Annotated in this window: 14 protein-coding genes; 13 read left to right on the top strand and 1 reads right to left on the bottom strand. The window is 73.3% G+C overall.

Going from position 1 to position 13,129, the window contains the following annotated elements:
* Positions 1 to 18 precede the first annotated feature (18 nt).
* Both SLAV_RS33630 and SLAV_RS33625 read left to right on the top strand, forming a co-directional pair.
* A complete protein-coding gene (locus tag SLAV_RS33630) occupies positions 19 to 942 on the top strand; it encodes a DMT family transporter (protein WP_063760329.1) in 924 nt (307 codons plus the stop codon).
* Positions 943 to 1,006: 64 nt separating this feature from the next.
* Positions 1,007 to 1,219 (top strand): acyl-CoA carboxylase subunit epsilon, encoded by a 213-nt coding sequence (locus SLAV_RS33625; RefSeq protein ID WP_078950475.1) that lies wholly within the window; start codon positions 1,007 to 1,009, stop codon positions 1,217 to 1,219.
* A 16-nt stretch (positions 1,220 to 1,235) separates the two neighbouring features.
* On the opposite strand, the gene SLAV_RS33620 is transcribed toward SLAV_RS33625, so the two are convergent.
* A complete protein-coding gene (locus tag SLAV_RS33620; RefSeq protein WP_030234415.1) occupies positions 1,236 to 2,870 on the bottom strand; it encodes an FAD-dependent oxidoreductase in 1,635 nt (544 codons plus the stop codon).
* A 258-nt stretch (positions 2,871 to 3,128) separates the two neighbouring features.
* Here SLAV_RS33620 and SLAV_RS33615 point away from each other — a divergent pair, with 258 nt between their 5' ends.
* The 11 genes from SLAV_RS33615 (at position 3,129) to SLAV_RS33565 (ending at position 13,110) form a co-directional block, all read left to right on the top strand.
* Positions 3,129 to 4,226: a TcmI family type II polyketide cyclase gene (locus SLAV_RS33615; RefSeq protein WP_030234412.1), complete on the top strand. Its 1,098-nt coding sequence runs from the start codon at positions 3,129 to 3,131 to the stop codon at positions 4,224 to 4,226.
* 99 nt (positions 4,227 to 4,325) lie between these two features.
* Positions 4,326 to 4,772: a cupin domain-containing protein gene (locus SLAV_RS33610; RefSeq protein ID WP_030234410.1), complete on the top strand. Its 447-nt coding sequence runs from the start codon at positions 4,326 to 4,328 to the stop codon at positions 4,770 to 4,772.
* On the top strand, positions 4,769 to 6,040 hold the full coding sequence (locus SLAV_RS33605; protein ID WP_030234407.1) for a beta-ketoacyl-[acyl-carrier-protein] synthase family protein: 1,272 nt from the start codon (positions 4,769 to 4,771) through the stop codon (positions 6,038 to 6,040). The genes SLAV_RS33610 and SLAV_RS33605 overlap by 4 nt, the downstream gene beginning before the upstream one ends.
* Positions 6,037 to 7,290 (top strand): beta-ketoacyl synthase N-terminal-like domain-containing protein, encoded by a 1,254-nt coding sequence (locus SLAV_RS33600; RefSeq protein ID WP_030234403.1) that lies wholly within the window; start codon positions 6,037 to 6,039, stop codon positions 7,288 to 7,290. The genes SLAV_RS33605 and SLAV_RS33600 overlap by 4 nt, the downstream gene beginning before the upstream one ends.
* A 76-nt stretch (positions 7,291 to 7,366) precedes the next feature.
* On the top strand, positions 7,367 to 7,621 hold the full coding sequence (locus tag SLAV_RS33595; protein ID WP_030234400.1) for an acyl carrier protein: 255 nt from the start codon (positions 7,367 to 7,369) through the stop codon (positions 7,619 to 7,621).
* Position 7,622: 1 nt separating this feature from the next.
* Positions 7,623 to 8,090: an SRPBCC family protein gene (locus tag SLAV_RS33590; protein WP_030234396.1), complete on the top strand. Its 468-nt coding sequence runs from the start codon at positions 7,623 to 7,625 to the stop codon at positions 8,088 to 8,090.
* 48 nt (positions 8,091 to 8,138) lie between these two features.
* Positions 8,139 to 8,471, top strand: coding sequence for a TcmI family type II polyketide cyclase (locus SLAV_RS33585; protein WP_030234393.1), 333 nt, complete (start codon positions 8,139 to 8,141; stop codon positions 8,469 to 8,471).
* A gap of 382 nt (positions 8,472 to 8,853) precedes the next feature.
* Complete coding sequence (locus SLAV_RS33580) at positions 8,854 to 10,932, top strand: RICIN domain-containing protein (RefSeq protein WP_244225257.1); 2,079 nt, start codon at positions 8,854 to 8,856, stop codon at positions 10,930 to 10,932.
* A 206-nt stretch (positions 10,933 to 11,138) separates the two neighbouring features.
* A complete protein-coding gene (locus SLAV_RS33575) occupies positions 11,139 to 11,762 on the top strand; it encodes a hypothetical protein (protein WP_030234386.1) in 624 nt (207 codons plus the stop codon).
* A 99-nt stretch (positions 11,763 to 11,861) separates the two neighbouring features.
* Positions 11,862 to 12,374, top strand: coding sequence for a mycothiol transferase (locus SLAV_RS33570; protein WP_030234382.1), 513 nt, complete (start codon positions 11,862 to 11,864; stop codon positions 12,372 to 12,374).
* Positions 12,375 to 12,402: 28 nt separating this feature from the next.
* Complete coding sequence (locus SLAV_RS33565) at positions 12,403 to 13,110, top strand: DUF6882 domain-containing protein (RefSeq protein WP_234333730.1); 708 nt, start codon at positions 12,403 to 12,405, stop codon at positions 13,108 to 13,110.
* Positions 13,111 to 13,129: the final 19 nt, after the last annotated feature.

The following is a 13,129-nucleotide window of genomic DNA, read 5'->3' as shown; positions in this document are numbered from 1 at the left end:
GAAGGTATTGTAGCTTCCATGGAAGCGAATCTGCGCTGGTCCCTGGTGACGGCGACAGCCCCGGTGGCCTGGGGCGCCAACTACTACGTCACCCGCGCGTTCCTCCCCGACGGCCACCCCCTCTACGGATCGGCGATGCGCGCCCTGCCCGCCGGGCTGCTGCTCCTGGCCGTGAGCCGCGAGCTGCCGCGCGGCTCCTGGTGGTGGAAGTCGCTCCTGCTGGGCGTGCTGAACATGGGCGGGTTCTTCGCCCTCGTGTACGTGGCGGCGCAACGGCTGCCGAGCAGTGTGGCCGCCACCGTGATGGCGACCGGACCGCTGACCATGATGCTGGTGGCCTGGCCCCTGGTGGGCGAGCGGCCGGGGTCCCGGCACCTGGCCGGGGCGGGGCTGGGGGCGGGCGGGGTGGCGCTGATGCTGTTCACCGGCAGCGTGCCCGCGGACGGGCTCGGGGTCCTGGCCGCCGCCGTCGCCATGGCGATGTCCGCGCTCGGCTACGTCCTGGCCAAACGCTGGAGCGCCGGCGCCGGGGTGCTCGCCTCGGCCTCCTGGCAGCTGCTCGGCGGCGGGCTCCTGCTGCTTCCGTTCGCCGTCGCGGTGGAGGGCGGGCCGCCGGAGGTGGACGGCCGGGCGGCGGCCGGGTTCGGCTACGCGGTCCTGGTGGCGACGGCCCTCGCCTTCACCACCTGGTTCGCGGGGCTGCGGCGGCTGCCCGCAGCCACGGTGGGGCTGCTCGGGCTGCTCAATCCGGTGACGGGGGTGCTGCTGGGGCTCGCGGTGGCCGGGGAGAGCCTGACGGCGCGCCAGCTGTGCGGGCTGCTCCTGGCGGTGGCCGGCATCTTCCTCGGCCGCCCGGGGGCCGCGCCCGCCCCGCCCCCGCACGTCGCACGGATGGCTGTGGACGGAGCTTCCCGGCACGACAGCCCACCGGCGGGCTCGTAGCGTCGTCAGCGTCGGGGCCGGACGGCCCGGCGAGGGTCAACTCTCCTGCTGGGAGGCCGTGCCGATGCGAAGCGACTCCGCCATATCGAGCCTGCTCCGGGTCCACCGGGGCACCGCCGAACCCGAGGAACTGGCCGCGATCACGGTGGTGGTCGCCTGTCTCGCGGCGGGCCGGGCCGACCCCTCCCGCGACCGCTCCGCGCGCACCGCGCACCGCCGCCCGCCTCCGCGGCCCGGGGGCCACGGATGCTGGGCGGGGTGCTGGGCCTGCCGCTAGGGCGGTCCGGGCGGTGTCAGCGGCGGCGCAGCAGCCGCGTCAGCGCGTCCGTCAGGACGGCCCGCGGGTCCCGGACGGCCCCTTCCGAACGCCAGGCGACGAATCCGTCCGGGCGCACCAGTACCGCTCCGTCGGCCGCCAGCGCGTGCAGCTCCGCCCAGTCGGCGCCGTCCGGCTGGACCAGGTCGGCGTCCGGTCCGGAGCCGATCGCGTAGGCGTCCAGGCGCACGCCCGTCTGCCGCGCGACCTCCCGCGCCGCCTCCCGCCAGGGCGTGCCCGCGCCGCTGAGCAGCACGAAGGAGCGCTCGTAGAGGTCGAGCAGGGAGATCCGCTCGCCGGCCCGGGTCAGCCACATGTGCGGGGCGCGGGTGCCCACGTCCCCCGTGAGCCGCATGGTCTCGGGGATGACCGGCCGGGACGGGTCGCCGCCGAGGACGGCGCCCTCGGGATAGCAGTAGCCCATCGCGGTGGTGAGGACCCCGCTTCCCGGACCGCCGCCCATGGTGGGGGGCGGTACGTACCCGGGGTGGCTGTGCTCGGCCGAACGGGCCGAGGCGCGCTCGCTGGTGGCCCGGGCGACGGGGAGCCGCTCCTGCTCGTAGGTGTGCAGGAGCTCCGGTCCGGCGGCGCCTTCGAGGACCGCGGCGACCTTCCAGGCGAGGTTGTGCGCGTCCTGGATGCCGGTGTTGGAGCCGAAGGCCCCGGTCGGGCACATCTCGTGGGCGGCGTCGCCCACCACGAACACCCGGCCGACGCGGTACTGCTCCGCGACCCTTTCGGCCGCGTGCCAGGGCGCCTTGCCGCCGATCTCCACGTCCAGGTCGGGCACGCCGATCGCCCCGCGGATCTGCTCCACGCAGCGCTCGTCGGTGAAGTCCTCCAGGGTCTCGCCCGTCTCCGGGTGCCAGGGGGCGTGGAAGACCCACTGGGTCTCGTTGTCCACCGGCAGCAGCGCCCCGTCGGCGCCCGGCTTCATCAGGTAGCAGACGATGAAGCGCAGGTCGCCGAGGACGTCGGCGAGCCGCTCCGAGCGGAAGACGATGCTCACGTTGTGGAAGAGCTCGCCGTTGCCCGTCTGGCGGATGCGCAGGGCCTCGCGGACGGGGCTGCGCGGTCCGTCGGCGGCGATCAGGTAGTCGGCGCGCACGGTGAGGTGTTCGCCGGTCTCCCGGTCCTTCACCACGGCGCTCACGCCGGTCTCGTCCTGGTCGAAGCTCATCAGTTCGGTGGCGAAGCGCACGTCGGCGCCCTGGGCGCGGCTCTGCGCGGCCAGCACCGGCTCGATGTTGTTCTGGCTGCACAGGCACCAGCCGGTGGGGCTGAACTTCTTGAGCGCGTTGGACGGGTCGACGGCCTTGATCAGCCACTTGTGCTCGCCGCCGACGAGGGACGACTGGGTCTGCAGGATGCCCTGATTGGCCTCAAGGGCGGAGGCTTCCTTGCGGATGGCGGGTTCGACGCCGGCCGTGCGGAACAGTTCCATCGTCCGGGCGTTGATCCCCCGGCCGCGGGGGTGGACCGAGGTACCGGCGTGCTTCTCGACCAGCAGGTGCCTGATGCCGTGACGGCTCAGGAACAGCGAGGTGGACAGGCCCACGAGGGAGCCGCCCACGACGAGGACCGGTACGCGAACATCGGCATGCTCTTCCATCAGCTGCGGGCTCCTGTTTCGTGTGGGGGGGCAGTGGACGCCTTATGCCCCCGATCAGGGTTCTTGCCCGGGCGAGTCGCGTCTTGTCACCCGCTTGATCCTGAGATGTAGCGATCCGTACCCCGCCGGATGACGATGAGCGACAGCGGGAGCCCCTTTCGGCCACACCGCCCGCCCCCGCCCTCCGGGCCGTTGCCGCCGATGACGCACACGAGCGCGTACGTGGCGGTCCCCGTGCACTCACGAAGGAGTGAGCAGATGACAACCACCCTGTCCGAACGGGTGTCGCAGTCCGCCTTCGACGGCTCCATGCTCCGGGTCGTCCTGCTGATGGACCTCCACGAGGGTGCCCAACAGCGCTTCTTCGAGGCCTACGAGCAGCTCCGGCACGACATCGCGTCGGTGCCCGGCCACCTGGGCGACCAGCTCTGCCAGTCCTTCGCCAACCCCTCGCAGTGGCTGATCACCAGCGAGTGGGAGAGCGCCCCGCAGTACCTCGCCTGGGTGAACAGCGAGGAGCACGCGGCGCAGGTCCGGCCGCTGGGTGCCTGCGCCCGCTCGATGCGCCCGCTGACCTTCACCGTGCTGCGGGAGACCGGAAAGCGCTACGAGGCCCCCGGGCGGGCGCCGGCGGCCCGGCTCCAGGGCGCCCCCCGGCTCGGCGCGGGGATCGTCCGGCACGCGCTGACCTTCACGGTCAAGCCGGGCAGCGAGGACAAGGTCGCGCAGATCCTGTCGTCCTACGACTCCCCGCAGGCCCGCGTCGACGACCACACCCGGCTGCTGCGCACCTCCCTGTTCATGTACGGCAACCGGGTGGTGCGGGCGGTGGAGGTCGAGGGCGACCTGACGGCGGCGCTGCGGCACGTGTCGGAACAGCCCGAGGTCCGCGCCGTGGAGCACGCCATCAACCCGTACCTGGAGCAGGACCGGGACCTGGCCGATCCGGAGTCCGCGCGGATGTTCTTCATGCGCGCCGCCCTGCCCGCCGTGCACCACGTGGCGGCGCAGGGGCAGCCGCCGCCGGAGGTGACGCGGCACGCGCTCTTCTACCCGGCCAAGCCCGGCTGCGGCCCGCTCGTGGCCCGCTTCCTCGCCCGGCAGGACGAGACGGCCGCGAAGCTCCCCACGAGTCCCGTGCTGAGCAGCACCATCTTCCAGCGGGACGACGTGGTGGTCCGCCTCATCGACGTGCACGGGCCGGCCGACGGCCGCTTCGCCGGCGGCTTCGGCATCGAGGGACCCCGCCGGGCGGCCGTGCTGCGGCGCCTGCTCACCGGGGATCCCACCACGGCGTCCGACGCCCCCCGCCCCATGACCCCGATCACCGACCGGCACGCTCCGGCGCGGGACTGATCCGGGCGCCCGCATCCAGCACCCGGTCCCCCGTTCCCGCCACCCCGTCCGGCAGCCCGCGCGCAGCGCGGGCTCCCGATCCGCCAGGAGGAAGCCAGCATGACCAAACATCACCCGCGCATCGTCGACCTCAGCGAGACCCAGCCCAACCGCAGGCGCGGAGGTGACCTGCGCGCCGTGCTCACCCCGACGTCGGTGGGCTCGACCAGCGGTTTCATGGGACTGGCGGTGATGGCCCCGGGCGAGTCGATCGCCGAGCACTACCACCCGTACTCCGAGGAGTTCGTGTACGTGGTCGCCGGGACCCTCGAAGTCGACCTGGACGGCGAGCCGCACCCGCTGCGCGTCGACCAGGGGCTGCTCGTCCCGCTGAACACCCGCCACCGGTTCCGCAACGTCGGCTCGACCGAGGCCCGGATGGTCTTCCACCTGGGTCCGCTCGCCCCGCGCCCGGAACTGGGCCACGTCGACACCGAGGAGGCTCCGAACCCGGAGGCCTCCGGGTGGGCGGAGCGTCCGCCGGAGCGCACGGGAGCGGTTTCGTGACCCGCCGGCGGGTGGCCGTGACCGGGGTCGGCGTCGTGGCCCCGGGGGGCATCGGAGCCCCCGCCTTCTGGGACCTGCTGTCCAACGGCCGTACGGCGACGCGTGGCATCACCCTCTTCGACCCGTCCGGGTTCCGCTCCCGGATAGCCGCCGAGGTCGATTTCGACCCGTCCGAGCACGGCCTGAGCGAGGACGAGGCGGCCCGCGCGGACCGGTACATCCAGTTCGCCCTGGTCGCCGCCCGCGAGGCGGTGGCCGACTCCGGCCTGGAACTCGACGACGAGAGCGCCTGGCGCACCGGCGTCTCCCTGGGCACGGCGGTCGGGGGTACCACCCGGCTGGAGCACGACTACGTCGATGTCAGCCGGCACGGCGACTGGTGGGACGTGGACCACCGGCTGTCCTCCCCCTTCCTGCACCGCGCGTTCACCCCCGCCACCCTCGCCTCGGCGGTGGCGGAGCAGACGGGGGCGCGCGGGCCGGTGCAGACCGTCTCCACGGGCTGCACGTCCGGGCTCGACGCCGTCGGCTACGCCGTGCACTCCATCCAGGAGGGCCGGATGGACGTGTGCATAGCCGGGGCGTCGGACTCCCCGGTCTCCCCCATCACCGTGGCCTGCTTCGACGCCATCAAGGCGACCTCGGCGAACAACGACGACCCGGCGCACGCCTCCCGGCCCTTCGACGCCGACCGGGACGGTTTCGTCCTCGGCGAGGGCGGTGCCGTCCTGGTCCTGGAGGAGCTGGAGCACGCCAGGGCCCGGGGCGCGACCGTCTACTGCGAGATCGGCGGGTACGCCACCTTCGGCAACGCCCACCACATGACCGGGCTGACCACCGAGGGCCTGGAAATGGCGCGGGCCATCGAGACCGCCCTGGCGCAGGCCCGGATCGGCTCCGGTGAGATCGACTACGTCAACGCGCACGGCTCCGGCACCAAGCAGAACGACCGCCACGAGACGGCGGCCGTCAAGCGGGTGCTCGGGGACCACGCCTACAAGACGCCGATGACCTCCATCAAGTCCATGGTGGGGCACTCCCTCGGCGCCATCGGGGCGATCGAACTCGCGGCCTGCGTCCTGGCGATGACCCATCACGTGGTGCCGCCGACCGCGAACTACGAGACCCCCGACCCCGAATGCGACCTGGACTACGTGCCGCGCACCGCCCGCAGCCACACCCTGCGCAGCGTGCTGTCGGTCGGCAGCGGGTTCGGCGGCTTCCAGTCCGCCGTGGTCCTGACCCAGCCCAAGGAGGTACGCGCGTGAAGAGCCGTACTGCGGGGACCCCGGTGGCGATCACCGGCATCGGGGTCGTCGCGCCCAACGGGATCGGCGCGGACGCCTTCTGGAAGGCGACGCAGGCGGGCGACAGCGTCCTGGACAGGGTGACCCGGCAGGGCTGCGAGCACCTTCCGGTGCGGGTCGCCGGCGAGGTCCGGGGCTTCGATCCCGGCGCGCTGGTCGAGGAACGCTTCCTCGTGCAGACCGACCGCTTCAGCCACTACGCGCTGGCCGCCGCCGATCTGGCGCTGGAACACGCCCGGCTGGGACGGGCCGACTACGAGGACGACCCGTACGCGGTGGGCGTCGTCACGGCGGCCGGCTCGGGCGGCGGCGAGTTCGGGCAGCGCGAGCTCCAGCGGCTGTGGGGGCAGGGCCCCCGCTACGTGGGGCCGTACCAGTCGATCGCCTGGTTCTACGCGGCCAGCACCGGCCAGATCTCCATCCGGCGCGGGTTCAAGGGCCCGTGCGGGGTCGTCGCGAGCGACGAGGCGGGCGGGCTGGACGCCTTCGCGCACGCCGCCCGGGGGATCCGGCAGGGCAGCCGGGCCATGCTGGCCGGTGCGACGGAGGCCCCGCTCGCCCCGTACTCGGTGGTCTGCCAGCTCGGCTACGAGGGCCTCAGCACCTGGGACGACCCGGAGCGCGCCTACCGGCCCTTCACGGCCAAGGCGTGCGGGTTCGTCCCGGCCGAGGGCGGCGCGATGTTCGTCGTCGAGGACGCGGAGGCCGCCCGGCGGCGGGGCGCGACGGTCCGGGCCCTGCTGGCCGGGCACGCCGCCACCTTCACCGGGACGCGGTCGCCGGACTCCTCCGGCGAGGGCCTGGCCCACGCCATCCGCGGTGCGCTGCGGGAGGCGGGCTTGGCGCCCGAGGAGGTGGACGTGGTCTTCGCGGACGCCCTGGGCACGCCCGAGGCCGACGCGGCGGAGGCGCGGGCGATCCGCGACGCGCTCGGCGGTCACGGCTCCAAGGTGCCCGTGACCGCCCCCAAGACGGGGACCGGACGCGCGTACTGCGCGGCCGGCACCCTCGACGCGGCCGCGGCCGTGCTGGCCCTGGAGCACGGGGTCGTGCCGCCGACCCCGAACGTGTTCGACGTCTGCCACGACCTCGACGTGGTCACCGGCAGCGCCCGGGTCACCCCCGTACGGACCGCGCTCGTCCTGAGCCGCGGCCGGATGGGGTCGAACGCGGCACTCGTCCTCCGCAAGGGGCCCGAATCCCGCGCGTAGGGATCGGGACCCCAGCTGGTCAGGGCCGCGCAGGGTTCGGTGCGGCCCCCGGAAGCAGGAAGAGAGAGAAGGCACCATGTCCGACCGCCTGACCATGGAAGAGCTGGCGACGCTCATGAAGAGCGCCGGCATCACCGTCGACCCCAGCGAGCTGGCGAGTCGTCCGGACTCCCGGTTCGACGACTACGGCCTGGACTCGCTGGGCCTGCTGGGCATCGTCGGTGAGCTGGAGAACCGGCGCGGCCGCGCGCTGCCCACCGACGCGGACCGCTGCAAGAGCCCCCGCGAGTTCGTCGACCTCGTCAACAACAGCCTCATGACCGGAGCCTGAGATGCCTGGACACACCGACAACGAGATCACCGTCAACGCGCCCGTCGACGTCGTCTGGGACGTCACGAACGACCTGCCCAACTGGCCGGAGCTGTTCAGCGAGTACGCGTCGATCGAGATCCTGGAGAAGGCCGGGAACACGACCCGGTTCCGTCTCGCCATGCACCCGGACGAGAACGGGGTGGTGTGGAGCTGGGTCTCGGAGCGGACCGTGGACCGTGCGGGCCTGACGGTGAAGGCCCGCCGGGTCGAGACGGGTCCGTTCGCGCACATGGACATCCACTGGGAGTACGGCGAGGCGCCCGGTGGCGGCACCCGCATGCGGTGGGTCCAGGACTTCGCGATGAAGCCGGACGCGCCGATCGACGACGCGGGGATGACCGACCGCATCAACCACAACTCCCGCATCCAGATGGAACTGATCCGGGACAAGATCGAGCGCCGCGAGCGGGTGGCCTCGCGCCGCTGAGCGCACCGCCCTCCTCCTCGCTCTCCGAGTCGAAAGGCAACCCACCCGATGCACCAAGCCCTCATCGTGGCCCGCATGGCGCCCGGATCGGCACCCGACATCGCCGACCTGTTCGCCGCCTCGGACGCGGGCGAGCTCCCCCGTCTCGTCGGGGTCAGCCGCCGCAGTCTCTTCCAGTTCGGGGACGTGTACCTGCACCTGATCGAGTCCGAGAAGGACCCCGGTCCGGCCATCGCGCAGGTCACCGGGCACCCGGAGTTCCGCGACCTCAGCGACCGGCTCTCCGCCTACATCAGCCCGCACGACCCGAAGACGTGGCGGGGCCCGAAGGACGCCATGGCCACCCGGTTCTACAGCTGGGAGCGGGACGCCGTCCGCTAGTCCGTACGGGTGCCCTTGCCGCCGCCGCACCGGCCGGGCGGCCTGGGCACCCACGGCCACGTCCGGAGCTCCGTCGCGCTTCACCGCTCGTGACGGGGAGAATTCGGCAGGTAGTTTTTACATGAATACCTGACTGAATTGCCGTCAATAAGCATTGCCCGTATATCTCGATTTGATAACGACATCCCCGAAAAGGCCTGGACCTTTCCCGCGCAACGCGCGTAACTCTCTTGAATTCAGAGCGAGTTGACGGTTCATCAAATCGAGTCACAAGGTAACGGATAGATTTCCCGGACCCGGCTCCCGTTTGTCCGAATTCTCCGCGGCTCCCGTCTGGCAAGCTTCCGCGCACCCACTCTCCTGACTTGGACTTGAGGTGCGCATGACAGCACGACACACCGGCCGACGACGCAGACAGCGTGAACACCGGCGCAAACCGCGCAGGTTGATGCTCCTGACCGCCGCCATGGCCACGGCGGCGGTGATCGCGGGCGGTCTCGCCTACGCGGGACTCGACCCGGACGCCGAGGCCACCACCCCCGCGCAGGCCTCGGGGGCCGGCGCACCCGCCGAACCGGCCGCCGCACCGGCCCGCGACGCGGAACCGGCCGCCCTCTCCAGCGCCCCGGCGAACGAGAACGCCCGCGGCATGGTCTACGACGGCCTCAAGGCCGCCCCCAAGGGCGACCGCTGCGTCGGCGTCTACCGCACGGACGCCGGACTGTGCACCCACGGCCCCGACGCTCCCCCCGGTGGCGTGGACATCAAGAAGGACGTCCAGCCCGTGGTCCGCACCAAGGCCCCGGCGGCCGACCCCGCCGCCCCGGCCTCCGCCGACCCGGCCGCCACGGAGGGCGGCGGGCGTCCTCAGGACGCGCCCGCGGCCGACGCCCGTACGGCCGCCTCCAAGGCGGCCCCCGCCCCGCCGGCCTCCGGCAGCCAGGGCATAGCGGCCGGACCGGCCGGACAGACCGTCCAGTGCGACGGCGACGGGACCTCGGGCAACCGGGTCCAGGTCGTCTACGCCCACGGCCCCGGCCGCGACCGCTACGCCGAGTACCTGGCCTCGTTCCGCAAGTGGGCGGCCGACGCCGACCTCATCTACGCGGCCAGCGCCAAGGAGACCGGCGGCATCCGGCACATCCGTTACGTGACGGCCGCAGACTGCACCCCGTCCGTGATCAGCATCGAGCTCCCAGACTCGGCCCTCGCCGAGTTCAGCGCCACCAACGCCGCGCTCGCCGGCAAGGGCCTGGACCGCCGCGACCGCAAGTACATGATCTTCGCGGACACCCAGATCTACTGCGGCATCGGCACCTTCAACGGCGACGAGCGGCCCGGCCAGAACAACCTGAGCAACTTCGGCCCCTCCTACGGGCGCACGGACTCGGGCTGCTGGGGCGGCCACACCGCCGCGCACGAACTCGGACACAACCTCGGCGCGGTCAACAACAGCGCCCCCAACACCAGCCGTGGCGCGCACTGCACCGACGAGTTCGACGTCATGTGCTACTCGGACACCCCGTACTACCCGCAGATGCGCAACGTCTGCACGAACCAGGCGTCCGAGAACATCCTGGACTGCAACCACGACGACTACTTCCACACCAGCCCGAAGCCGGGCAGCTACCTGGCGACCCACTGGAACATCGCCGACAACCAGTTCCTGATGCGCACCGACGGCGGCGGCACCGGGCCCGGACCGAACCCGAACCCGGGCCCGACGGCCAAGCCCACCCCCTCGCCCTCGCCCACCAAGAAGCCCACGGGCGGCGGACCGGTCGTGACGGCCGGCCAGATCCAGGCCGACTCGGTGGTGCTGAGCTGGCCCCGCACGGAGGGCGCCGCCTGGTACCAGGTGCTGCTGAACGGCAAGCACCTGACCTGGGTGCAGTCCACCTCCCTGCGCGTCTACGGCCTGCGCGCCGGGACCGACTACACCGCCGCCGTCTCGGTCCGCGACACGGCCGGCCGTGACAGCGGCCCGGGCAAGGCCACCTCCTTCCGTACGACCGCCACCGGCGGCGGCGCCACCACCCCGGGCACCCGCTACGTGCTCGGCAACGGCAGCAGCGGCATGGCCGCCGAGATGTGGGACGGCCGCACCGCCGACGGGACCGTCCTGGTGGCCGGCCGCACCAACGGCTACGCACAGCAGCAGTGGTACTTCGACGACGCCGGCAGCGGGCTCGTCCGCATCCGGTCCGCCGTCTCCGGCAAGTGCCTGCAGCCGGGCGGCGCCCCGGCCGCCGGGATGTGGGTCTCCCAGCAGCCGTGCGGGAACTCCGCGTCGCAGCAGTGGCGACTGACCACCCGGGACGGCTCGACGACCGTCTCCGACCCGAGCGGCGGCTTCGCCCTCGCGGTGAGCAACCGCCCCTACTACGGGAACTGGCTGCTCGAACTCCAGCGCGCGGACGGCCGTCCCGCGCAGGCCTGGACGGCCCGCAAGGCGGGCTGACCCACCGCTCCGGAGGGCGGCCGCTCCCCCGGCCGCCCTCCGGCTCCGCTCCCCCACGCCTCCCCACGGGCTTCCTCTCTCCCCCACTTCCCCCACTTCCCCCACTTCCCCCACGCTCCACCAGGCCCCCCACACCCCACACCCCTCGCCCCCACGCCCCCACTTCCGCTCGTCCCGTTGCCTCCCCACCTCCCGCCTGGAGCACCATGACCACGCGCCCGCGTCCCCTCCCCTTCCCCGCCGCCCTGGGACTCGCCCTGCTGCTGCCCATGCAGGCCGTCGCCCTGGCCGGCGCCGCGCACGCCCACGGGGACACCCTCAAAGTGGTGATCACCGGTCAGCAGGCCGGGAAGGTCACCGCCGACGTCACCTGGGAGAACGACGGCGACCCCGTCGAGGAGGCCGTGGCGGCCACCGTGAACGCGGTCAGTGCCGACGGGTCCCGTACGGCGGGACCCTGGCGGCTGGTCCGCGGCACCGGTGGGGCCGCGACCTGGACGACGGCCGAGACGCTGCCGCCCGGCACGTGGACGGTGACCGTCGACGCGGGCTTCCCCTCCCTGGGCCACGCGCAGCAGGAGGTGGCCGTCCCGGTGGTGGACCCGGCCCCGCCCACCGCCTCCTCCGGCGCCTCTCCCGCCCCCTCCCCCTCGGGCGCCCCTGCGACCGCGACCGCCTCGGCACCCCCGGCGTCGGCCACCCCGGCCACCTCCCCCGCCTCCGACTCCGACGACGCCGGCTGGTGGACCACCGCCGGGGTGGCCGGGATCGCCCTGGCCGGCGCGGCCGCGGGCATCCTGCTGCGCCGCAGGCGGCTGCGGCGGCTCTGACGGAGTGTCGCCCCGCGCCGCCGCACCGCGGCCCGGCATGGTGGTCCCGGCAGTGACCGGCGGTGACCGGCGGTCCGGCGGACGTGGCGGGAGAGGGCGATGAAGGGCACCGAGGTACTCGTGGACGGCTTCGAACGCGTCCGGGAAGTGGTCCACGAGGTGGTCGACGGGCTCTCGGCCGAGGAACTCAACGCCCGGACCGACCCGGCGGCGAACTCGATCGCCTGGCTCGTCTGGCACCTGACCCGGGTTCAGGACGACCACGTGGCCGACGCCGCCGGACTGGCCCAGGTGTGGCGGGAGCAGGGCTGGGCCGACCGCTTCGGCCTGCGGCTGCCCGTCGGGGCCACCGGGTACGGGCACACCGCGCGGCAGGCCGCGGCGGTCCGCGTGGACGCGTTCGGGCTGCTGCTGGGCTACTTCGACGCGGTGCACGAGCAGACCCTGCGGTTCGTGCGCGGCCTCGCGGCGGCCGACCTCGACCGGGTGGTCGACGAACGCTGGGACCCCCCGGTCACCCTGGGCGTGCGCCTGGTCAGCGTGCTGGCGGACGACCTCCAGCACGCGGGCCAGGCCGCCTTCGTCCGGGGCGCCCTGGAGCGGCTGGAGTAGCGCGCCGGCGGGCTTAGGGTGGTGGCTCGTGACGACACCTGTGAACTCCCGTTTCGGCGACGCCTTCCTGTTCGAAGCCGAACGCCACGCCGCCTGGGGCGCGGCGCAGCTCCAGGCCCTGACGGCCTTCGTGCCCGCGGGCGACTGGACCGCCGACCTGGACGCCTGCCTCTACCGCCAGGGCGGCCTCGACCTGCGCGTGTCCGTACTGGGCACCTACGACCTCTCCCAGGGGTCCTGGATGTGGGGCTGGGCCAACCCGGGGTTGCAGGGCACGCCCGTGGTCGCGCTCTCCGGGCGCGCCGGGGAGTACGGGAGGGCGTACGGGATGGCCGAGTTCGCGCAGGAGACGCTGGACCTGTCGGGCTTCGCCGACCCGCGCCGGGCCGCGGAGACCCTCGCCTTCGCCGCGATGGGGGTGACCGGCGCACCGGGTTACCTCAGCGTGCAGGCCGGTCCGGACACGCAGCTGTACCTGCTCGCCGACGACCCGCGGGTGCCGCGGCCCGTCTTCGACGCCACCGCGCTCCCGGGGGCGCTCACCTCGGCGATGGGCCTGATCGGCCACTCCCCGTACGCCATGGCGGCGGGCTACTTCGAGCACTTCGGGCTGCCCGCCCACCAGGAGCCGGGCCGGATCACGGCCACGCTGCCCGGGAACCTGGGAGCCGAGGTCACCTTCGACGAACTGGGCCGGATGGCGAACATCCGCGTGACCCTCGCCGGCCACCTCTGACCTGCGCCCCGGCCGCGGG

The organism is Streptomyces lavendulae subsp. lavendulae, from assembly GCF_002803845.1.
In the GTDB taxonomy this organism is placed as follows: domain Bacteria; phylum Actinomycetota; class Actinomycetes; order Streptomycetales; family Streptomycetaceae; genus Streptomyces; species Streptomyces lavendulae.
The sequence above is the reverse complement of the archived record's forward strand: the minus strand, read 5'-3'. Positions and strand labels throughout refer to the sequence as shown.

What these genes read in the sequence shown, in the direction of transcription:
- SLAV_RS33630 (WP_063760329.1), top strand. Translation starts at nt 19, where the DNA reads ATGGAAGCGAATCTGCGCTGGTCCCTGGTGACGGCGACAGCCCCGGTG.
- SLAV_RS33625 (WP_078950475.1), top strand. Translation starts at nt 1,007, where the DNA reads ATGCGAAGCGACTCCGCCATATCGAGCCTGCTCCGGGTCCACCGGGGC.
- SLAV_RS33620 (WP_030234415.1), bottom strand. Translation starts at nt 2,870, where the DNA reads ATGGAAGAGCATGCCGATGTTCGCGTACCGGTCCTCGTCGTGGGCGGC.
- SLAV_RS33615 (WP_030234412.1), top strand. Translation starts at nt 3,129, where the DNA reads ATGACAACCACCCTGTCCGAACGGGTGTCGCAGTCCGCCTTCGACGGC.
- SLAV_RS33610 (WP_030234410.1), top strand. Translation starts at nt 4,326, where the DNA reads ATGACCAAACATCACCCGCGCATCGTCGACCTCAGCGAGACCCAGCCC.
- SLAV_RS33595 (WP_030234400.1), top strand. Translation starts at nt 7,367, where the DNA reads ATGTCCGACCGCCTGACCATGGAAGAGCTGGCGACGCTCATGAAGAGC.
- SLAV_RS33590 (WP_030234396.1), top strand. Translation starts at nt 7,623, where the DNA reads ATGCCTGGACACACCGACAACGAGATCACCGTCAACGCGCCCGTCGAC.
- SLAV_RS33585 (WP_030234393.1), top strand. Translation starts at nt 8,139, where the DNA reads ATGCACCAAGCCCTCATCGTGGCCCGCATGGCGCCCGGATCGGCACCC.
- SLAV_RS33580 (WP_244225257.1), top strand. Translation starts at nt 8,854, where the DNA reads ATGACAGCACGACACACCGGCCGACGACGCAGACAGCGTGAACACCGG.
- SLAV_RS33575 (WP_030234386.1), top strand. Translation starts at nt 11,139, where the DNA reads ATGACCACGCGCCCGCGTCCCCTCCCCTTCCCCGCCGCCCTGGGACTC.
- SLAV_RS33570 (WP_030234382.1), top strand. Translation starts at nt 11,862, where the DNA reads ATGAAGGGCACCGAGGTACTCGTGGACGGCTTCGAACGCGTCCGGGAA.